Raw genomic sequence first — 19,747 nt, forward strand, 5'->3', positions numbered from 1 at the left:
ACATTATGTACATATGAAAATACGGAATAAATTGAACATGAAGACAATGAAAATCCTGTGTACCCACAGACAGATTTACAGAAAATGGCTAAATTGCGTGTTCCATGATATACTAATAAAAAGAAGATGTAAAGTCACGTAGATAATTAAAATCGAGTAAAATGTATGTAAAAGGTCTTTATTCATAAGTATGTCATATTATCTAGTCCAATCTCTTATTGTATGGAACAAGAAAAAATAATGGCGGTGGGAACACAAAGAATAATATATCACAATTTATTCATTAATGTTGTATTATGTCCAGCAAAAAAAAGGTCGGCCAAGATGCACCCAAAAAAAGCAATCCTATAGTAGGAATATTTGTCATAGTGATTGGGGTTATTCTAATAGTTGCCATTTTATCATTTAGTGGCATAATAAGTTTCGGTAGTTCAAATAGCAGCTCTCCATCGTTTTCGGCTCCCCAATATGATCCATGGGGAAGTTTTGCTAAGGTTAGTACTAACGATTATGCCCCATCAAATTCAGTAAACATATATTTCATATCATGGACTGGATGTCCTATTGGCGCCGCTGATTCATGGGTAATTTATGGCGCCCTTTCTCAATATGCCGATATAAATTCATACATCTATACACATCATTCTTCACCAAATGAAGGTAGTTATGCCTGTATTCCTGGCCTCATATTTGATCAGAGTTTCTCGGTAAAGTCTGGAAATAATCAAATTAACATGGATCCGGTATATCTTTATAACTGGACTTTGTTTGGAGAGGAAGGCAACAATTACAAGAACCCCAATGGTACTGGTGTACAGATTGAACCTCCTAATTCTGTAAGGGATCAAACATTGGTGACATATGGACTTAGCGTTGCTCAACAGAAGCTACCTCCTGCGATCTACAATATATTAAAACAGTATGAAACTGTGTATCCAGTTACTGGTGCCGGTGGTGCCCCAGGTGCCGTTTCAGCTGAATTAACAAGCGTCTACCATTTGACCACAATAATGATTATAACAGGAACTAATGGGACTTATATATTTAATGGTCCGTTTTTTAACCCCCCATCCCTGGACCAGTATGCACCAGTATATATCGCAGATAATTTTCCACATATATCGGAAATAAAGAATGCCGTGGAAACACTTCTGCCATATTTGTCCTAATTAAGTATTTAAATTTTTTAAAAATAAATTTTTCAAAATGCCCTGAAATTTAATTATATCTTTATTCTCTCAACCTCAATTGCATCATAGGTCGGATATTCCTCAACCTCATAGATGTCATAATTTAGATGTGGTTTTATATCTTCCAGCACCCATGGAGGAATTTCAACTCTCTTCTTTCCGTAGTTAATATGCATCTGATCCTTAGGTATTCCCAATTGAATCAGATCACCGTATATTATTTCTGGATCTGCTCCCTCTACAACCCCTCTTATTATGGTGCCATCTCGCGTTATTGAATCTATTGGCCTTGCAACGTTTTTTGCCCTTCTTTTAAGCCTATTTTTCAATTGGACCGAATCTTTGAATGATGCAGAACAATAGTGGACAGTGAAATCAGGGTTCTCTTTAACCATCTTAATGGCCATATCCTGACTACCTTTTGCTCCTGATTCAACGTCATTTTTAATTTTATAATTTCTCCCAAGCAAATTTTCGAAATTTGTCTCTGAAAATTCCAATTCGTTGAGGTTTATGAAATCGAGATCCATTCTCCTTGAGAAGTCTATCAAAGATCGCATGTCCTCCTCCCTGTCTGGTAAACTTGGGACCTCAATTCCAACGCTCATCCCATTATCTCTTGCCCATTTTATCCTTTGTTTGAATATTGATTTATCCATTACTGACCAGATTTCCTCAGGTGGATGGAACCTTATCTCATCGAGACCTGCTTTTCCTACAGAATCGATTGCTTCTTTTGAACCACTTATTGTATAAAGATGTATATGATGTGAGGAGCCAAATTCTTCCTTTAAGATCTTTATGTATTCAGAGGTACGTTCATAAAATTTCAAAGGATCACCACCAGTGATCCCTGTTCCTGTTGCCTGAATCATATTTGCCTCATATATGGCATCCCTCATATTTCTAAGCGGCATTTCATCGGCAAACATTACATCCTTCATTTTCTTTGGTTCCGAAATCGGGCAATAGAAACACTTCGCGTCGCATATACCTGAAACAAAAAGAACCATCTTAGCTCCCTTTGCGCACATCTTGCATCCTAACGGAAGCTCTCCCGTATATACAGATTTCCCTGGAAGTGATTTCATCCTATGTTGATTCCAATGAGATATTTAAGCGATTGTTATTTTAATTCAGACATCCTCAAGAGTCTTTTGTTCAACATCGGATATTTCCTCTATATACTGTATATCGTTAGAGAGAAGTATCAGATCACGCATCATGGACAATACAGCTGTTTTATCCTCAAAGGATGGCTCCATAAGTCTTTCGTTTTCTGTGATGTTTATTCCAAGCAATCCCAATTTCTGAATGTATATTTCCTTCCTTTTACTAAAGGATTGCTTATATGCTCTTGGCAATTCAGCACTGCACAACTCGACTTCCCTTAAAAATATGGGCCTATTGAACAAATTAAATAAAAGTAACAATGACATATCTCCAGTTCTTCCCGGATATCTCTTGCTTACTGCATTTCCTATCATAGAATAAATGGAGATTACCTTCCCATCATCAATAGAATAAACCTTGGCTGGTTTAATATCTTTGTATTTTAAAAAACCACTATCAACCATGGAGCTTAGATATCCAGAGAGGGTTAATCTATGCACCTTTATGCCCCTCGATTCAAGTTTTTCTCTTATCCCCGATATTGAAAGTTCATCATCTTTTAGTACTTCCAGTATCTGCCTTGAGATCCCGCTAATCATATGTTATCTTTCTCCATTTCATAGTGTTTTCAATAGCTTTTTTGCATATTAATTCATAGGAACCAAGGAAATTCTCAGGTTTTACGATTTCAATTATTTCATCATGACTGAAATATTTTCCGAATTCACCTTTCTCCAAAATATCGACCAGGTTCCTTTTTTCCTCATAGAATTCCATGGATATTTTCCTTATTATTTCATGTGCCTTTTGTCTATCCACGCCCTTCAAGGTAAGCTCGCTGGTAAGTCTCTCCGAGATACATAACTGAGAACCTTTTAGATTTTCAGCCATAACATTTTGGTGTACCCTTAAATTGCTTAAAATCTTTGTCATCTTAACTAATATATAATCAGTTAAAATGCAGGAATAAGGAATTGTAAACCGTTCCAAGGCGCTGTTTGTAAGGTCCCTCTCGTGCCATGTTACGGCAGATTCACTTTCAGGAACAACCATAGATCTAACAAATCTGGAAATACTGCAAACATTTTCGCACTCAATTGGGTTTCTTTTCGCAGGCATTGCTGAGGAGCCAACTTGACTTTTTTCATCAAAAAACTCCATAACTTCATTTATTTCCGGTCTCTGAAGGTTTCTTATTTCAGTACCTATCTTATCAAGAGTGACACATATACCTGAAAGTATCTGTAGAAATTCAATATATCTATCCCTAGCCACGAGCTGACCTGTAGCTATTTCTGACTTAAGGCCAAGGCTCTCCATACATCTCATCGAAACTAACAGACCTTGACCTTTCATTGAAGCCCCCGTTCCTACTGGGCCCAAAGCTTTACCAACAAGGACTCTCTCCCTTGCGGAATGAAGCCTTTGTAAATGTCTATTCATCTCCTCTAACCATGTTGAGACCTTTAACCCAAAGGTTATTGGACTGGCATGTTGACCGTGTGTTCTTCCCAGCATTGCTGTGCTTGAATATTTTTTGATTAAACTTATCATTGAATCCTGAATTGAAAAGATATCCTGATATAAGACTTCATAAAATTCCTTTAATTGCAATGCAGTGGCAGTATCGATTATATCATTAGATGTTAGACCAAAGTGCAAATAGGGGGATTCCTGACCTGCCTGTTCCGCCACTGTTCTCAGGAAGGCCATTATATCATGATGGGTTTCCTTTTCAATCTCCGAAACCCTTTGAATATTCACACCTTCATTCAGTACTTTAGTTAGAGGCTGAAGATTAATCTCAGGTATTACGCCCTCCGCAATCTGTGCTTTCAATACTTCTATCTCAACCTTAAGCATTAAATTAAAGCGATTCTGCAAGTCAAATATTTTTTTAACATTCTCTCGTCCATATCTAGAATCAATTGGGGAAATTATCATTGCGAATGCCTATGATCACAGATTTAAAAAACTTTTATACATGGGATTAAAGTTGTTCTTAATCCCATAACAAGGAATGAATATTTATTCATCAAAGAGAAAGTAACCAGAACTGCCCTTCCATATCTTCCTTGATCCCTTGATATCTATAGATCGGTTGAACCACCCCATTACTAAGGATTCATATTCACCCCCTTCACCCGATATGTTAATACTGTATCTTTCACTGAGTGAGGCAAGTCTTCTAATCATATCATCATCTAATGCACTTCCTAACATATCCTCCGTTAACCCTTCAGCAGAAACAGAACACAATAAGGCTCTAATTCTGGAACGAATAACTTCCTTAACTTCCCTCGTCTGATCCACGAGCCAGAGAGGAGTGTAAGATACAAGGTTATTCTCTGTACACATCTTCTCAATTCTTGTCTTTTGAAAATTCGAAGCTATTGCACCACTTATTATCATTTTGCAATTGTTTTCCTTGGCTATCTTAGGTATTTGAATGTAAAATTCACTTTCCGGTATGGTAACATTTGGAATATTTAACAAAGCTGAAATTTTCGGCACAATCCATGTGTTTGGATAATGAAACATTTCAGAGTATTCCTCCGGTCTGACAGAAACTGATAACACAACATCGTGACCCTGATCCATAGCAAATAATGTTGAAAGGAAAGAATCCTTCCCGCCTGAAAGAAGAGATATGGCTCTCATGTTAATCTTAAATAGTTTTTATTTATATCAACTTGGTGAAAATATGGCATTAAAAGTAGGAGATAAGGCACCGGATTTTGAACTTGCGGATACTTCAAATAAGATGGTAAAACTGAGCGATTTTAAGGGAGAAAAGGTTGTACTTGCCTTCTTCCCTGGGGCTTTTACAGGAGTATGTACAAAGGAAATGTGCACGTTCAGAGATTCCATGACTGCATTTAACAACCTAAAGGCGAAGGTCGTAGGTATAAGTGTTGATACCCCATTTTCCCTGAAAAAGTTCCAGGATGAGAATAAATTAACATTTACTCTACTCAGCGATCACTCTAAGGAAACAATTAAAAAATATGGTATAGTGCATAACAAATTTATTGGAATTCCAAGCCTTGACGTTTCGAAGAGATCAGTATTCCTACTGGATAAGGACGGAAAAATTGTATATGCATGGGTATCTGAGGATCCTGGCAAAGAGCCAAACTACGATGAAATTAAGAAAAAGTTAGAAGAAATGAACTAAAAAGTTTTACTTCATCTCATTTTTTATTTAAAAACAGCTACTTTGGAATATTGTTTTATATTGTTTTTCATTTAACTCTCTTATGGCTTATGTAAAATATGAATTAACACTTGGGAATTTACTTCATAGTGCTGTTAAGAGAAATCCAAGTCAGATAATTGTTGACCCAGAGAAGGGACCTTACAAATTTTCGGATTTTGAATCTAGAGTTAATGCACTGGCAAAGGCTCTGGTTGAAATAGGAGTAAGTCCCCGTGATCGAGTGGCCGTTCTTGACTGGGATACAAGGCAGTATTTAGAATCTTTTTATGCAGTTCCTATGACAGGGGCGATCCTTCACACTGTGAATATTAGATACCCTGTGGAACTCATATATTATACCATGCAACACGCAGAAGATTCCTATATTATTATAAGAGATGAGATTGCTAAAATGTTTATCAATTACAAGGATCTTTTTGGATTTGTTAAAGGATGGATCATTTATTCTTCATCCGATACTAAGATGGATTTTCCATTTAATAATGTGTATGACTATGATGAACTCATTCAAAGGGATTCTCACTCACCATTGCCTGCTGTGGTGGAAGATGATACAGCAACATTGTTTTACACATCAGGTTCAACAGGAATGCCTAAGGGTGTTTCATTCTCCCACAGAGATCTTGTTTTGCATGCCTATGCCCTTATAGCAACCCTTTCGGATGAACCAGCTTCGATCAATTCCAGGGATGTAATAATGCCACTCGTCCCCATGTTCCATGTTCACGCTTGGGGATTACCTCAAACATTTCTAATTAAGGGGTGCAAGTATGTTCTGGCTGGCAGATATAATCCATCTCAGGAATTAAAATTAATCAAGGATAATGGAGTTACAATCTCTGCAATGGTTCCATCAATCCTTTATATGCTCATCAACGAGTCTGGAGCTTCAGATCTGTTTCCTAAAATAAATTTCAGAGCCATTATTGGTGGTGGAGCCCTTTCACGGGGGCTAAATGAAGCAGCAAAGAAATTGAACATAAGTACTATGGGAGCATATGGTATGTCAGAAACAGCACCCCTACTTACGGCTTCCGTATACAATTTTGATACGATGAATATGAATGAAGAAGAGAGGTCGAAATACAGTATTAAAGCTGGACTCCCTGCAAGTATGGTAGAGGTTAGAATTGTTGATAAAAACGGAAAAGAGATTCCTAAGGGGACCGAAAAAATTGGAGAAATAACGGTTAGGGCTCCATGGCTGACTCATGAGTATTACAAGGACCCTGAATCAACAAAGAAATTGTGGCAGGAAGGTTGGCTTCATACTGGCGATTTAGGTTATCTGGACAGTTTAGGTTATTTAACAATTGTAGATAGAGAAAAGGATTCAGTAAAGTCAGGAGGGGAATTTATACCCACCCTGATCCTTGAGGATATAATCAGTCTCTACGGAAAAATAGGGGAAGTAGCAGTTATAGGAAGGAGGGACGATAAATGGGGAGAACGCCCCATTGCCATTTACACTTCCAAGGAGCCTATCGATACAGAGGACCTAAAGCAATTCCTGCAGAAATTTGTAGAGCAAAGAAGAATCGAGAAATTTTGGATTCCAGACGAATTTATCAGGGTAGATGAATTTGAAAAGGGATCAACGGGTAAAATCGATAAAAAGGTGTTGAGGAAGAAATTTGCAGAATAGAATTGAAAGAATAAAACCTAACATTTTATTTTCCCAAGAAATGAGTTGAATATCTGATAAGTGGGTATATCTTAAATAAGGCGAATTCATATTCTAATATGTTTAATGGGAAAGATGACTTGTCGGATCTTTCGGATTTAGGCTTAAAGGACGAAGAATTAGACAAAATCTTAGATGAAAATAAATTAAAGATTCGTATAATTGGAGTTGGAGGAGCAGGCTCTAATACAGTAAATAAAATGTATGAGAAAAAATTCAGAAGTGAAGTTGCTGATGTAATGACTGTTGCAGTAAACACAGATGCAGTGCATTTAAAGGAAATCAAGGCGGATAAAAGATTTGTAATTGGTAAGAGCCTTAGCAAAGGAAGAGGGGCTGGTGCCGATCCCTCTAAAGGTGAGCAGGCAGCAAGAGAATCCGTCAATGAAATTGACAAAGCGCTTGAAGGTACAAAGATTGCTGTTATAGTCGCAGGAATGGGTGGAGGTACAGGTACTGGTGCAGCCCCTTTTATTGCATCAAGGTGCAAGAAGAGTGGTGCACTATCAATAGGTATTTGTTCGTGGCCTCTTAAAGGTGAAGGTAAAATACGGGAGCAAAATGCAAAAATTGGCTTAACCAATTTTGTAAGAGCTGCAGATTCAGTAATACTGTTCCAGAATGATGAGATCGTAAAACTTGTACCCAACGAGAGGGTAGATGCTGCCCTTGCCTTTGCTGACTCCATAATGATGCAGGCTATTGAAGGAATAATAGATTCCGTAACGAGAACAACTCAGGTCAACACAGAAATGTCCGATCTTGAAAAGGTGATGTCCAAAAAGGGCATTGGTACGTTTGGAGTTGGCGTGTCCGACTCTCCTCCGGGTCAAAGGGTTCAGGAGGCCTTTGAACAGGCAATGAACTCGCCATTCAGCAACATTAAAATGGATCAGGCAAAGGCCATGCTTATCAGTATAACGGGTGGAGACGATTTGCAGATGAGTGAACAAACGGAGGCAATGGAGCTGGCCAGACAGAGAATAGGAAGAGACGCGATCATAATTCCGAGACTCGGCACGGATAAAGAAATAAATGGGAAGATAAAAATACTCATCTTTGCAACTGGAATCCCGTCAGGATTTGAAGATCTTCAAACTAATGATGGAGATTTCTCGGTTAGTTCCATCGAATAATTTTTCTGGTTTGTAAACAAAAAGTTTTAACAGAAAATCGAATGAAGGTATATAGGGGAATATAGGTCATGGTTGAAAATGCAGGGAATAAAAAAAGTAGTTTGATTCTTAGTAATGAAGATTTAAAAGAGATAGCTAAAAAGGCCCGTAATTTAATAATCCGGATGGTTTATAGAGCCCAGAGCGGTCATCCGGGGGGCTCACTCAGTATTATAGATGTTTTAACCGAACTTTATTTCAACGAAATGCACATTGATCCAACTGATCAGAATCTTGCAGATCGCGATAGACTGGTAATGAGCAAAGGACACGCATCACCCGCACTCTATAGCATTTTAGCTTTGAGGGGATATTTCCCACAGGACCTTCTCATGGACTTTAGAAAGATAAATTCTAAGCTGGAAGGGCACGTTCATCGTGGAGTACCGGGGGTGGAAACATCCACTGGATCCCTAGGGCAAGGCTTGGGCATTGGGGTTGGAATGGCCATAGCATCTAAAATTGATAACAACCCTTACAGGGTTTTCGTTATACTGGGAGATGGGGAAATTGAGGAAGGAAACATCTGGGAAAGTCTAATGGCCGGAAGTAAGTACAAGCTCAATAATCTGATTGCCATTCTTGATAAAAATGGGGTTCAACTGGATGGTTATACCAAGGACATCATGCCGATGGATAAACTTAAGGAGCGGGTAGAAGCCTTTGGTTGGGCTGCCTACGAATTTAATGGTCATGATTTTGAAGAAATAAGAAAAGCCATGGAATTTGCAAGAACTATAAAGGATAGACCAGTTTTTCTTATTGCGCATACTGTAAAGGGAAAGGGTGTCAGTTATATGGAGAATAATAGTAAATATCATGGCTCCCCACCAGCCAATGAAGAGGAATATGAAAGAGCTTTAAAGGAGATTGATGCAGAATGAAAACTACAGAGAGCCTGAGGGAGACGTACGGAAAGAAACTTGTAGAACTTGGTGAAAAACACAAAGATATTGTTGTTCTTGATGCGGACCTTTCATCTTCCACCAAGACGGCTGAATTTGGTAAGAAATTTCCCGGTAGATTCTTTAACATGGGTATCTCAGAACAATCTATGGTCACGGCTGCCGCAGGCCTCGCTCTCTCTGGAAAAAAACCATTTGTTTCCACATTTGCCGTCTTTCTGATGCGTACCTATGAACAGATACGCCAGTCTGTATGCTACAACAATATAGATGTTAAATTCGTGGTAACTCACGCAGGAATAACAGTTGGGGAAGACGGAGCTACTCACCAGATAATTGAGGATGTCGGCATCATGAGTGGTCTCCCCAACATGAAAGTTATTGTACCTGCAGATAGCATAGAAACATCATCTGTCATGGAATATTTGGTTGAGAAAACCAAGACACCATATTATGTAAGACTCAGCAGGGAGAAATTCCCTGTGATTAATGATAAGGATTATGAATTCCGAGAAGGACGTAATACTGTTCTTAAGGACGGTAGTGACCTGACTATTTTCTGCAATGGTTCAATGGTTGATCTTTCCCTTCAAGCTGCTCAGCAGCTGAAAGAGCAAGCCATAGATGCCGCCGTAGTGAATGTTTCATCTTTAAAACCCATAGACAGAGAAGGAATAATTAAATATGGAAAACAAACAGGACATGTGGTAACGGCCGAAGAACATTCGATCTATAATGGGTTAGGCAGTAGAGTATCGGAGGTCCTTTCCGAAGAGTATCCGGTTCCAGTTGTAAGAGTAGGTATGAAGGATACTTTTGGAAAATCAGGAAAATCATGGGAACTGTTCGATTATTTTCATATGGGAGTTAAGGATATAGTATCAGCAGGAATCAGAAGCTTTAGAGAGGTGAAAAAATATGAAACTATTTCTTGATACAGCAAATATTGATGAAATAAGACAAGCCAGAGACTGGGGATTACTGGATGGTGTAACGACCAATCCTAGCTTGGTTGCCAAGGAAATGAGTAAGGGAAAGGCGTTTAAAGACGTTATTGGAGAGATAATAAAAGAAACTCCCGGACCGGTTAGTGTCGAGGTAATTGCTACTGATTATGAAACTATGCTGAGTCAGGCAATCAAAATAAGTGCGCTTGGGAATAATGCAGTCGTGAAAATACCCTTTACCCTGGATGGACTTAGAGTTACTAGGACGCTTAAAGAAAAGAGAATACCAGTAAATTCAACGCTCATATTCAACAGCATTCAGGCCCTTTTTGCTGCTAAGGCCGGAGCTGAATATGTTTCACCCTTTGTTGGAAGACTTGATGACATTGGTGATGACGGAATGGCACTTATAGAGCAGATAAAAACAGTTTTCAGTAATTACGACATTAAGACAAAGATCCTGGTGGCTTCCATCAGAAACCCGCTGCATGTACTCAGATCCATGCTGATAGGTGCAGATGTTGTTACCCTACCCTTTGATGTCCTCAAGAAACTACCTGATCATCCAAAGACCTCTGAGGGACTCTCTAAGTTTTTGTCAGATTGGGAAAAAGCCTTTGGGAGCAAAGATTTCCCACTCTAAATAATGTTTTATATATTATTAACATCGCTTTTTAATGGAGTATATTATCTATTTCGATCTCAATTTAATTATTATTCTTCTCTTCCTCCTTATTTATTTATTAATGGATTTCAAGATGGGTAATTTTTCTACAGTATTGTCATTTTTTATATCCATTCCATTCTTCTTATTCTTTCCCTACTCTTTTTCCATGTCAGTGGAATTTCTATCAACACTTGCCTTGAATTTATTATACACGTCAAGATCCTTTATATACATAGGTGCAGTGACAGTAATCCTCTTCCTCACAGTTATTATCCATCTTAATACAAACATATCCTCAGGTCTGGCACTCTCATTGGGTGTTGGAATATCTATATCCCTCCTCTTTAGTAATGAAATGCGAAAGAACGAATTTGTTAATAATGAGGCAAGAGGAAATTCTAACAATATAGAAGTGAGAAGGGATCTTCTGCAGATACTTTCGGGCATTGCGCTGATAAGTTCCTTTTTTATTATTTCTGAAGTATATATCAAGGTAATTCTGGTATTCCTGGTAATTTTTGCCATTTTTCTACTCAACTTTTCCGGAATATACCGGGAAAGCTTCATATCTAAATTCGTTATGAGCTTTGAGAGAAAGAATGTACAACCAGGTATTGGCTCCCTTTGGTATATTGCTGGGGTACTATTACTGATGGGCCTTACCGGAGGAATGGGGGCACTCCTAGTTGGAGTCTTTGCAATGGCCATAGGTGACAGTGCTGCAACTATTGCTGGGATGAACCTGAGAACCTTAAAGCTACCTTACAACCCAAGGAAAAGCGTTGGTGGTTTGGCTGCAATGTTATTTGTAACATCAGTATTTGCTGTATACTTCTTTGGAATTTTTTACATCATTTATGCTGTCGTAGCATCTCTGGCGGAATCTTTTTCTGGTTATCCTGTGGATGACAACTTTTCAATCCCCGTCAGTGTTATTTTGACAAGATTTATCCTTTCAATTTTTTATTGATCTATAATCTTTCCAGTATGTTGTATTTTCCTCTCCCGTTTTATTAAAACCCCTTTTCAAGTAGTATTGGTAAGCGCTGGACTCTTGGTTAACCCAAAGTTGTATCTCCTTGTATCCAAGTAGTTTCAGGGCTTCAAGTGATTTCTTCAATATGTATATTCCGTAACCTTTACTCCTTTCAATTTCGATTGTAAAAAAATCTACTATGAGTGGGATATTTTTTCCGATTATTTCTTCTGATCCATCTGAAACGGTTATTGAACCTACTATTCCACTTCTATTTACCAGAATGATTGAGGATGAAGTTAGAATCTTACCATAATATCCTGATAACAGTATCTCAAATGTTATGTTCTTCTCATTTTCAAGAATTAACAGAACCCTGTCCGGACTATTTGAATATGCACTGTACTGTATCTCTGAAAGGGCTTCAGGATTTACATCGCTTGAATGTAAAATTTCAGTTGACATTTCAATCTCCTCGAAATTGTAATGTGATAATTTCTCCAGCACGTTATCTATATGCCCGATCATTTTAATCCTTGTACTTTTGTGAAACCCTATTTCCTTCAATGAAACATCCAAAAAGGATGAATTGTAAAGTCCGTCCAAAATAAGTAACTTCCTTTCCCTGCTTGATTCACCTTCTAGCCACTTGAGAAGAGACTCCCCTCTTGATCTATTTGAATCATCTTCTTCTATAAAACCTATTGAAGCAATATTTCTGTCCCTGATCCCCATGGCAGGAAGCACATAGGCGTAAGCCACTACTTTTCCTGCAGATAGGATCACCCTGGAGGGAATTCTGTTGGAGTTCAACATGGAGACAAGTGGGGTAAATAATGATTTTATATTCATATCCGGATTTTGCTTTTGAATTTGTTCTATATGGGGCTTTAAGATCAGGTCCCATTTTAAACCAACATTTTCCAGTTCTTTCATATTACGGTAAATTTTCGAAGCGTATATAAATAATCTTATACTATCTGAATGATGGACGATAACGAGAGAACAGCCCGGTTCAACCGTTTGGCTGTTGAATATTCAAGATTTTACAAGGGAAAAATAAGAACATTTCCAAACGTACCCATTACATCTATGAAGGACTTTTCATACTGGTATACACCTGGGGTTGCAGAAGTGTCCCGTGAAATAAATAAGGATCCAGATGAATCCTTTAATTTAACTGGTAGATGGAACAGTATAGGTATTGTTACGGACGGCACAAGAGTTCTTGGCATTGGAAATGTGGGACCGGAGGCTGCAATGCCTGTGATGGAAGGTAAAGCAATGCTTTTCAACCTTCTGGGAGGAGTGAATGCGATTCCGTTGCCCCTAAGAGTTGGCTCGGGTGAAGAATTTATAAATGTTGTTAAGGCTCTTGAACCCTCATTTGGAGGTTTTAATTTGGAAGATATAGAAAGCCCCAAATGCTTTTTCGTTTTAAGAGACCTTCAGAAACAGCTAACAGTACCAGCCTGGCACGACGATCAACTTGGCACGGCGTGTATAATTCTTGCAGGTCTTATTAATTCCATAAAGATTACGGGACGGAAGATAGAGGACTCAACTGTTGCACTTGTGGGATCTGGGGCAGCCAATATTGCAGCAGCTAATTTAATGATCGAAGCTGGTTTTAAGCCGGGTAATATTATTATGGTGGATTCCCACGGCATCATTCACCCCGAAAGGGATGATCTGGATAAGATGATGATTTCAAATCCTTGGAAATATGATCTTGCACTTAAGACCAACCAGGAAAGGCGTACTGGAGACATTGAGGCAGCAATGAAGGGCACTGATATAGTAGTATCCGCATCAAAATCTCAGCCTGGTGTAATAAAGGGTGAATGGATTAAACAAATGAATAAGGATCCGATTATTTTTGCCCTGGCAAATCCCTTACCCGAAATATGGCCAGAGGACGCAAAGGCAAATGGAGCCAAAATAGTTGCGACAGGAAGAAGTGATTTTCCAAACCAGATAAACAATAGTTTGGTATTTCCAGGTATTTTCAGAGGTGTTTTGGACGCCAGATCTAAGGGGGTAAATTTTGGTATAATGGTTAAAGCGTCTTACGAAATTGCCAATTACGTTTCAAACCCGGAACCTGATAAAATTGTTCCAACTATGGGTGACTGGGAATTGTATCCACAGGTTGCCTCAGCAGTTGCAAGAGCAACGGTTGAACAGGGTATGGCGAGAAAAGTTGATAGCAGGGAAGGATTTCTAAAAACCGCCCGAGAGGTTATAACGACAAACAGAGAAGCTATTGAAAAAAATATGGATTTGGGTTTGATAAAAAGATTACCAGAGGTGAATTTATGAAAAAAGAACAGATTGTTTTAAGAAAAGCTGAAGAAAGTGATATTGATGATTTTATTAATCTAATAATGAGAATGAAGCGCCTGAATGGGGAGTTTGATTCCATTTTCAAAGCTAACGATGAAAATATTGGCCAAATTAAGGAGTATTATCTCAGTTGCATAAAGGACAAGGAGAAATTTGTTACTATTGTAGCGATTGCTGGGGAAAAAATGGCAGGTCTCGTAAAAGCAGAGGTAAGAAACAGAATTTCTTACTATCCTCCCCTCGAATTGAGGATTGTGGACCTTTACATTATGCCTGAATTTAGAAGAAAAAAGGTAGGTAATCTCCTAATCAATGCTATCTACGATGAAATGAAAAAGAGAAAGATAACTATTGTAACTGCGGAATTTCCATCCTTGAACATGATTGCACTCAATTTCTACAAAAAGATAGGATACAGGGAAATTACCAGTGTGTACGGAAAGGTAATGGAAGAAAATAAAGAATAACTATCCAAAAAGGAAAACATTCTTCCATTTCTTAGTAGTAGGCAATGAGGCTAGTCTCAATTCGTCGATCTTTTGATTAAGATCCTCATTGGTCTTACCCTCTTTTAAACAGAGTGTGTTTTCTGTCTTAACAAAGAGTCCAGTTGATAATGCATATTTTATTTCTTGTTCTGACCAGAGTGATAAATTAACTGGTTTTCCCTTCTTTGCGACGTATTTATTCCTTATGTTCTTAAGCATTCTGTAATTAAGATACTCCTTAAATTCATCTGATTTTGTAAATTCATCAAAGGCCCTTATTAGTGCATCAATTAATCCCTTTAAGGTGATGTTATTATCAATGTTTATTTTTGCAGGATAGGAAGCTGATGGTATCACCACATCTTTATTTATATAAAAATAGTTGTAGTAAACTTTGAAACCTTGAATTCTTCCATAATTAACGAGAGAACCCTGGCTATTTTTTGTTGGAGTTGACAGTGGTAAGGAGGGAAATTCATTAAAGAATTCATCTGGAAACCTTAGTTGGTTCTTTAATTCATAAGATAGTTCAATTATATCAACCGGGGCATCTTTAACCTGAACTCTTTCCCTCATAAGCATGTGATATGCAAGTTCCATTCCCTCAATCACATTTAGGGAATTAATCTTGATAACAGGAATATTCTCATTTGTACTGTCAAAGGAATCGTTGATTATTCTATATTCCATGTCCTCGTATATTATGTCACAGCCTATGGAACGTAAATATTCAACAAGCAGTTCATCATTCTTAATGTTAAAGTTCAGAATTATCTGCTTTATGTCTCGTGGAGTTATTAGATTCTCCTTAAAGCTGGAATCGGTAAAATAGGATTGAGTCTGAGTTGAAAACTTTATGTCCCATATAGATTCCAGATCTTTGATATACTTTTTTAAATGATCTTTTTCACTAACCATCCTTATGTCATGCACTACATGATTATAATTCTATAATTTTTTCGTGATTAATGAACATAAAAGAGATTAAGTATTGGAAAATATGGTATTATGTACAGGGCATACTCTTACGATGGTAAATTCGAATCCACTCTGGATAAGCTTATCAGTGATGATAGGGTTCAGACACTTAGTGTGACCAGAAGAGACGGTCAAGACTTTGAAGTTAGTGGAAAAATAGTGATAATAGAGGGAAATGAGGAAAAGATAAAAGAGGTCTTTAAGGTCGTTGATTTTTCATTTCTCACGGAATTAAGTGAATCAAAAACAAAGGAAATTTACAACAGAGTTAAGGAAGAGAGTGATGAGGCGGCAGGCGGTTTGGGTTTTGTCTTCCAATAAAAAATACACTTTTTCCCAGATATAATTTTTTGATTCAGTTGGTCACATTTAACATGGTAAATATATTGAGAATTGATCTAAAGTAATCTCCCACGAAAGATTCACTACTAATTTAAATAGAAACTAAGAAAAATTTTGTAAATGTGTAAGAAAAATTCAATGCGAATTTTTAGTTCTTATCTTCCAATTTTGATGGCCACCAATTATATTTCTTTATTATGAGCATCACTGCAGGAATAAAGAAAGGCCAACTGATAAACGTATCAATCAGAACTCCAAGTCCAACTCCTATTCCAATCTCCTGTATAAGAGGAATTGCACTGAAATAGAGAGCTGCAAACGTGACAAAGAGAAGTGAACCCAACAGCATTATAACTCCACCGTTTTCGGATACACTTGTTATCAAAGCATCTTTAAGACTCGCTCCTTTTATAACTTCTTCTCTGACTCTTGTTATCATGAATATATCATAATCTAACCCAACAGCAAGAAGAGTTATGAATACAAATACAGGCATGAAAATTACAACCGGAAAACCCTGTATGTAATGGAAAATTACATAGGAGACAGAGAGTGACACCAGAACTGCCGCTATCACCATTATTATCAGTCTTGCAGGTGTCAATATGGAACTCAACTGTATGAGAAGGATTATGAAAATGGTTATTGTAAGTATAGGAATAAGTTCGGAGAATGATACCTGAGTACTGGACAAGGCGTCTGATAGTGCCTGAGTTAATCCTCCTATTTCTACCGTGTAACTGGAAGGTGATGATGGCTTTATATTATTGTAAAGATTTGTAACCGTAGTGATCGCCTTGGAACCCCACCCAAGATAGTATGTCTGGAATACTATCTCTACGTATCTTGAATTTACAGAACTGACAAAACTTAGTGACTGGTTTGCATATATCTGTGATTGGTTTTTGTATATAACATCTGGAACTCCATAATAATAACCGTATGGCCTTCCTGGCCCTAATACCATGGATATACCTTTTGTTTCAAGTGTTTTATTCTCAATACTAGAAACTGTTGCCATCTCTGTCTGATTAACTGTAATCTTATTTCCCACACTTGTAATCAAAGGAGATGCAAGACCTATTACTATGAAATTTCTGTCAAAAAAGTCTCCGTTAAAACTGTTATTTACAACCTCAATGGCTGTAATTGCCTGGCTTCTTGGAAGTAGCTTTAGCATGTCTATTCCAGTTGGAGTAGATTCATAGATTGTAACTCCTATAAGGGCGAAAATAAGAAATATGGCAATCATAGCAACCTTATTCTTGGTTGAAAATAGACCAACTTTCTTCATTATCCTATGGTTGCCTTCAACGAATTCTCCTGTTGAGGACTTCTTAAAAATCTTCTTGCCATACCTGTGTAATATAGACAGAAGGAATGTTGTGGCAAGGGCAAGGGTTACAGATACACCTATAGCATTTGCAAGTCCTGCATCACTAAAGAAAGGTATATTTGCAAGCCAGAGAACTATCTCAGATATAATAACTGTTAGTCCAGACGTGAAAACTGCATGACCTGCCCATCTGGAAGACGCAATCGTTGGATGTTCTGTTCCCTTGCGCAACTCCCTCCTGTATCTTGCCATAAGATATACAGTATAATCACTGCTAAGGCCAAGAATGAATATGAAGAGAAGAGTCGGCGTTATGAAAGAAACCCCGGTGTGAAATACGTATGTATAAAGATATCCAACTATGCCTAGAGAGATCACGGCAGATATGACAAAAATCATAATCGGAATAAATGCTGCCTTAACTGAGCGAAAGAAAAGTCCGACGACCAGTATGGATAATGCAACGCCAGCTCCCAATGCCTTAAACAGTCCCGAGGTGATCTCTCCTTCCAGTTGACTTGCAAACTCCTGGCTTCCTGCTATTAGAAACTTACCACCTGCAAATTTCTTCTCATAGGAGATTGAAACTGATGTTATGTTTTTAGCAACAGCATTGGTGTAATTTCCCTTAAATGTGAAAATAATTATTGCTGTAGAGTTATCATATCCGACAAAATTATGCAATAGATAACTGGTTGGTTGTACTGGCATCTGGAACAGGGAATGTGATTCCATGTAGGAATTTGAAAGAACTGAAGCAGATGTGTTATTAAGCTCCGAAAAATATGATGGCAATACGGACTTATCAACCTTAACCAGAGGGTTTCCCTTGAACTGATTCAGGGCTGCAGAAACGGTTAAATTTACAGAGAGGTGAGTGTATTCAAGATTACTTATGGTATCTTCTGCACCCATATTTTGGTAAATGGAGGATAAAACTAAGGAAATTGAGCTATTATCAAACTTCTGAATAAAGGAACTTAATTCCGCAAGAGTTCCGCTTTTATTCAATAAACCTTCAGAAAGATAAATGGTAGATGATTTTGGACTATTCATAAAAAGTGTTAAATTTTGGTTTACAAGATAGAAAAGAATTTCTTGATAAATCGGATCTAATACTGGGCTGGAATGAATGGCCCCATTGAAAGACGAATTTAGAATTGCGCTCTCTACTCCTTCCCCTATCAAACTGATAAGATTTATTGACGGAGAATATGACTGATTCACAAACCTAGCAAAAATGTTTACGAATATAACCGGTGCATTACTTTTAACTTCTAAGGACAGTTGATCAGCTGCATAATGTGAAACATTGTAGGCCACACCTTCTGCCGATGAGTAATTTTTAGTCTTGTCTTCATAATTTAAGAATTCGAAGTAATAATTGGTTTCAAGGGATAGAAAAATCTGGGATGTCAGGTTAGCAGATTCTTCAACTCCCCCAAGTGATGTGAGAGTCTGAAAGTTAGTGTCAAGAATTTTTTTCATTCCTGTTGAAAAAGAAAGCATCGTCTGGTTTTCGGTCCCAACAATACTCTCAATGCCTGTAAAATTAGAATCTGCAGAAGCTGTTTTATTCGCTTCATTCACATAATTAACAAGATTTGTAAAATCAGTGGCACTGGAAACATTGGTATTCTTTGTTACCACTATCAATTCAGAAGTAGAACCTGAACTACCAGTGCCAGCTGAAGAATTGAAGTACTGGGATAATTCGTTTGATGCTTTTTCAGACATGGAATTAGAAGACCCAAATCCATTCTCAATGTTAAAGTTAGTATTGGAAAATACCAACAATGCACCATATCCCATCAAAAGTAATAATACAATCCAGAGAACTATTATTTTACCGCTATTATTGGAAACTTTTCTCCCCAATTTCTCAAATATGGATTCAAACATTGATACGGCATTTAGTTTATGTATTAATGTTTTATTAGATAAACTATTCAGAATTTGCTTTTCCTAATGACTCCAAAGAGAATTATTGTACATTATGCGGTGGAATGGTAATTATTGGTACAATCCAATTTTATCTGACCATATGCCAAAATACTTTAATGACCAAATAATTACGCCTCTGCCTTCAGTCTGCGGAGGTTGTCGAGTATGGTCAAAGGCGATGGATTCAGGGTCCATTCCCGCAGGGGTTCGCCGGTTCGAATCCGGCCCTCCGCATTATAGATTTTTGTCAATTTTATTCTTATTTTGGTCATATATAAATAATTGAAGCATGTACATGACTTTACATGGTTAATTTTTAATTGAACTTCCCAGTGGCTCTATTCCAGTTTGTAATGTAATTCAAGTTTAGGGTGCTAATTCATATTTTCTATTCCCAGGATTTTCATGGCATTGATACCACGTTCGTCCTGGGATG

General features: G+C 37.7%; 18 protein-coding genes and 1 tRNA gene. 12 read left to right on the forward strand and 7 right to left on the reverse strand.

Annotated elements, in window-relative coordinates; genetic code table 11:
- Positions 1 to 296: 296 nt before the first annotated feature.
- Positions 297 to 1,169 carry a DUF929 family protein gene (locus ACNF42_RS06390; RefSeq protein ID WP_443339896.1) on the forward strand — a complete coding sequence of 291 codons (873 nt, stop codon included), beginning with the start codon at positions 297 to 299 and terminating at the stop codon, positions 1,167 to 1,169.
- Positions 1,170 to 1,222: 53 nt separating this feature from the next.
- Here ACNF42_RS06390 and ACNF42_RS06395 read toward each other — a convergent pair whose 3' ends face one another.
- The 4 genes from ACNF42_RS06395 to ACNF42_RS06410 all read right to left on the reverse strand — a co-directional run bounded on the left by ACNF42_RS06395 (position 1,223) and on the right by ACNF42_RS06410 (position 4,964).
- On the reverse strand, positions 1,223 to 2,281 hold the full coding sequence (locus ACNF42_RS06395; protein ID WP_443339897.1) for a radical SAM protein: 1,059 nt from the start codon (positions 2,279 to 2,281) through the stop codon (positions 1,223 to 1,225).
- Positions 2,282 to 2,326: 45 nt separating this feature from the next.
- Positions 2,327 to 2,902 (reverse strand): hypothetical protein, encoded by a 576-nt coding sequence (locus ACNF42_RS06400; RefSeq protein WP_443339898.1) that lies wholly within the window; start codon positions 2,900 to 2,902, stop codon positions 2,327 to 2,329.
- Positions 2,895 to 4,247, reverse strand: coding sequence for an adenylosuccinate lyase (purB, locus tag ACNF42_RS06405; RefSeq protein ID WP_443339899.1), 1,353 nt, complete (start codon positions 4,245 to 4,247; stop codon positions 2,895 to 2,897). Before purB ends, ACNF42_RS06400 begins: the two co-directional genes overlap by 8 nt.
- 84 nt (positions 4,248 to 4,331) lie before the next feature.
- Positions 4,332 to 4,964: a diphthine--ammonia ligase gene (locus tag ACNF42_RS06410; protein WP_443339900.1), complete on the reverse strand. Its 633-nt coding sequence runs from the start codon at positions 4,962 to 4,964 to the stop codon at positions 4,332 to 4,334.
- A gap of 43 nt (positions 4,965 to 5,007) precedes the next feature.
- Here ACNF42_RS06410 and ACNF42_RS06415 point away from each other — a divergent pair, with 43 nt between their 5' ends.
- The 7 genes from ACNF42_RS06415 to ACNF42_RS06445 all read left to right on the forward strand — a co-directional run bounded on the left by ACNF42_RS06415 (position 5,008) and on the right by ACNF42_RS06445 (position 11,871).
- Positions 5,008 to 5,481 (forward strand): peroxiredoxin, encoded by a 474-nt coding sequence (locus tag ACNF42_RS06415; protein ID WP_443339901.1) that lies wholly within the window; start codon positions 5,008 to 5,010, stop codon positions 5,479 to 5,481.
- A gap of 82 nt (positions 5,482 to 5,563) precedes the next feature.
- Positions 5,564 to 7,168 (forward strand): long-chain-fatty-acid--CoA ligase, encoded by a 1,605-nt coding sequence (locus ACNF42_RS06420; protein WP_443339902.1) that lies wholly within the window; start codon positions 5,564 to 5,566, stop codon positions 7,166 to 7,168.
- Positions 7,169 to 7,266: 98 nt separating this feature from the next.
- Positions 7,267 to 8,343, forward strand: a complete 1,077-nt coding sequence (locus tag ACNF42_RS06425) for a cell division protein FtsZ (RefSeq protein WP_443339903.1) — start codon at positions 7,267 to 7,269, stop codon at positions 8,341 to 8,343.
- Between the two features lie 68 nt (positions 8,344 to 8,411).
- Entirely contained in the window at positions 8,412 to 9,266 is an 855-nt protein-coding gene (locus tag ACNF42_RS06430) for a transketolase (RefSeq protein ID WP_443339904.1), read from the forward strand.
- Positions 9,263 to 10,222, forward strand: a complete 960-nt coding sequence (locus ACNF42_RS06435) for a transketolase family protein (protein WP_443339905.1) — start codon at positions 9,263 to 9,265, stop codon at positions 10,220 to 10,222. The genes ACNF42_RS06430 and ACNF42_RS06435 overlap by 4 nt, the downstream gene beginning before the upstream one ends.
- Positions 10,206 to 10,877 (forward strand): fructose-6-phosphate aldolase, encoded by a 672-nt coding sequence (gene fsa, locus ACNF42_RS06440; protein WP_443339906.1) that lies wholly within the window; start codon positions 10,206 to 10,208, stop codon positions 10,875 to 10,877. Before ACNF42_RS06435 ends, fsa begins: the two co-directional genes overlap by 17 nt.
- A 190-nt stretch (positions 10,878 to 11,067) precedes the next feature.
- Positions 11,068 to 11,871: a diacylglycerol/polyprenol kinase family protein gene (locus ACNF42_RS06445; protein WP_443339907.1), complete on the forward strand. Its 804-nt coding sequence runs from the start codon at positions 11,068 to 11,070 to the stop codon at positions 11,869 to 11,871.
- Here ACNF42_RS06445 and ACNF42_RS06450 read toward each other — a convergent pair.
- Positions 11,857 to 12,813, reverse strand: a complete 957-nt coding sequence (locus ACNF42_RS06450; protein WP_443339908.1) for a GNAT family N-acetyltransferase — start codon at positions 12,811 to 12,813, stop codon at positions 11,857 to 11,859. The genes ACNF42_RS06445 and ACNF42_RS06450 overlap by 15 nt on opposite strands.
- Positions 12,814 to 12,861: 48 nt before the next feature.
- On the opposite strand from ACNF42_RS06450, the gene ACNF42_RS06455 reads away from it, so the two are divergent.
- Together ACNF42_RS06455 and ACNF42_RS06460 are read left to right on the forward strand one after the other, a co-directional pair.
- Positions 12,862 to 14,199 (forward strand): NAD(P)-dependent malic enzyme, encoded by a 1,338-nt coding sequence (locus ACNF42_RS06455; RefSeq protein ID WP_443339909.1) that lies wholly within the window; start codon positions 12,862 to 12,864, stop codon positions 14,197 to 14,199.
- Positions 14,196 to 14,690 (forward strand): GNAT family N-acetyltransferase, encoded by a 495-nt coding sequence (locus ACNF42_RS06460; protein ID WP_443339910.1) that lies wholly within the window; start codon positions 14,196 to 14,198, stop codon positions 14,688 to 14,690. Before ACNF42_RS06455 ends, ACNF42_RS06460 begins: the two co-directional genes overlap by 4 nt.
- Here ACNF42_RS06460 and ACNF42_RS06465 read toward each other — a convergent pair whose 3' ends face one another.
- A complete protein-coding gene (locus ACNF42_RS06465) occupies positions 14,691 to 15,629 on the reverse strand; it encodes a hypothetical protein (RefSeq protein ID WP_443339911.1) in 939 nt (312 codons plus the stop codon). It lies immediately after the preceding gene.
- 90 nt (positions 15,630 to 15,719) lie between these two features.
- Here ACNF42_RS06465 and ACNF42_RS06470 point away from each other — a divergent pair, with 90 nt between their 5' ends.
- Positions 15,720 to 16,010: a hypothetical protein gene (locus ACNF42_RS06470; protein ID WP_443339912.1), complete on the forward strand. Its 291-nt coding sequence runs from the start codon at positions 15,720 to 15,722 to the stop codon at positions 16,008 to 16,010.
- Positions 16,011 to 16,179: 169 nt separating this feature from the next.
- On the opposite strand, the gene ACNF42_RS06475 is transcribed toward ACNF42_RS06470, so the two are convergent.
- Complete coding sequence (locus ACNF42_RS06475; protein WP_443339913.1) at positions 16,180 to 19,269, reverse strand: MMPL family transporter; 3,090 nt, start codon at positions 19,267 to 19,269, stop codon at positions 16,180 to 16,182.
- Positions 19,270 to 19,460: 191 nt separating this feature from the next.
- On the opposite strand from ACNF42_RS06475, the gene ACNF42_RS06480 reads away from it, so the two are divergent.
- Positions 19,461 to 19,545, forward strand: a tRNA-Leu gene (locus tag ACNF42_RS06480).
- Positions 19,546 to 19,747 lie beyond the last annotated feature (202 nt).

The sequence above is a fragment of the Cuniculiplasma thermophilum genome (assembly GCF_052315355.1).
Classification (GTDB): Archaea; Thermoplasmatota; Thermoplasmata; order Thermoplasmatales; family Thermoplasmataceae; genus Cuniculiplasma.

Coding starts and splice junctions, on each gene's coding strand:
- ACNF42_RS06390 (WP_443339896.1), top strand. CDS start 297: ATGTCCAGCAAAAAAAAGGTCGGCCAAGATGCACCCAAAAAAAGCAAT.
- ACNF42_RS06395 (WP_443339897.1), bottom strand. CDS start 2,281: ATGAAATCACTTCCAGGGAAATCTGTATATACGGGAGAGCTTCCGTTA.
- ACNF42_RS06400 (WP_443339898.1), bottom strand. CDS start 2,902: ATGATTAGCGGGATCTCAAGGCAGATACTGGAAGTACTAAAAGATGAT.
- purB (WP_443339899.1), bottom strand. CDS start 4,247: ATGATAATTTCCCCAATTGATTCTAGATATGGACGAGAGAATGTTAAA.
- ACNF42_RS06410 (WP_443339900.1), bottom strand. CDS start 4,964: ATGAGAGCCATATCTCTTCTTTCAGGCGGGAAGGATTCTTTCCTTTCA.
- ACNF42_RS06415 (WP_443339901.1), top strand. CDS start 5,008: ATGGCATTAAAAGTAGGAGATAAGGCACCGGATTTTGAACTTGCGGAT.
- ACNF42_RS06420 (WP_443339902.1), top strand. CDS start 5,564: ATGGCTTATGTAAAATATGAATTAACACTTGGGAATTTACTTCATAGT.
- ACNF42_RS06425 (WP_443339903.1), top strand. CDS start 7,267: ATGTTTAATGGGAAAGATGACTTGTCGGATCTTTCGGATTTAGGCTTA.
- ACNF42_RS06430 (WP_443339904.1), top strand. CDS start 8,412: ATGGTTGAAAATGCAGGGAATAAAAAAAGTAGTTTGATTCTTAGTAAT.
- ACNF42_RS06435 (WP_443339905.1), top strand. CDS start 9,263: ATGAAAACTACAGAGAGCCTGAGGGAGACGTACGGAAAGAAACTTGTA.
- fsa (WP_443339906.1), top strand. CDS start 10,206: ATGAAACTATTTCTTGATACAGCAAATATTGATGAAATAAGACAAGCC.
- ACNF42_RS06445 (WP_443339907.1), top strand. CDS start 11,068: ATGTCAGTGGAATTTCTATCAACACTTGCCTTGAATTTATTATACACG.
- ACNF42_RS06450 (WP_443339908.1), bottom strand. CDS start 12,813: ATGAAAGAACTGGAAAATGTTGGTTTAAAATGGGACCTGATCTTAAAG.
- ACNF42_RS06455 (WP_443339909.1), top strand. CDS start 12,862: ATGATGGACGATAACGAGAGAACAGCCCGGTTCAACCGTTTGGCTGTT.
- ACNF42_RS06460 (WP_443339910.1), top strand. CDS start 14,196: ATGAAAAAAGAACAGATTGTTTTAAGAAAAGCTGAAGAAAGTGATATT.
- ACNF42_RS06465 (WP_443339911.1), bottom strand. CDS start 15,629: ATGGTTAGTGAAAAAGATCATTTAAAAAAGTATATCAAAGATCTGGAA.
- ACNF42_RS06470 (WP_443339912.1), top strand. CDS start 15,720: ATGTACAGGGCATACTCTTACGATGGTAAATTCGAATCCACTCTGGAT.
- ACNF42_RS06475 (WP_443339913.1), bottom strand. CDS start 19,269: ATGTTTGAATCCATATTTGAGAAATTGGGGAGAAAAGTTTCCAATAAT.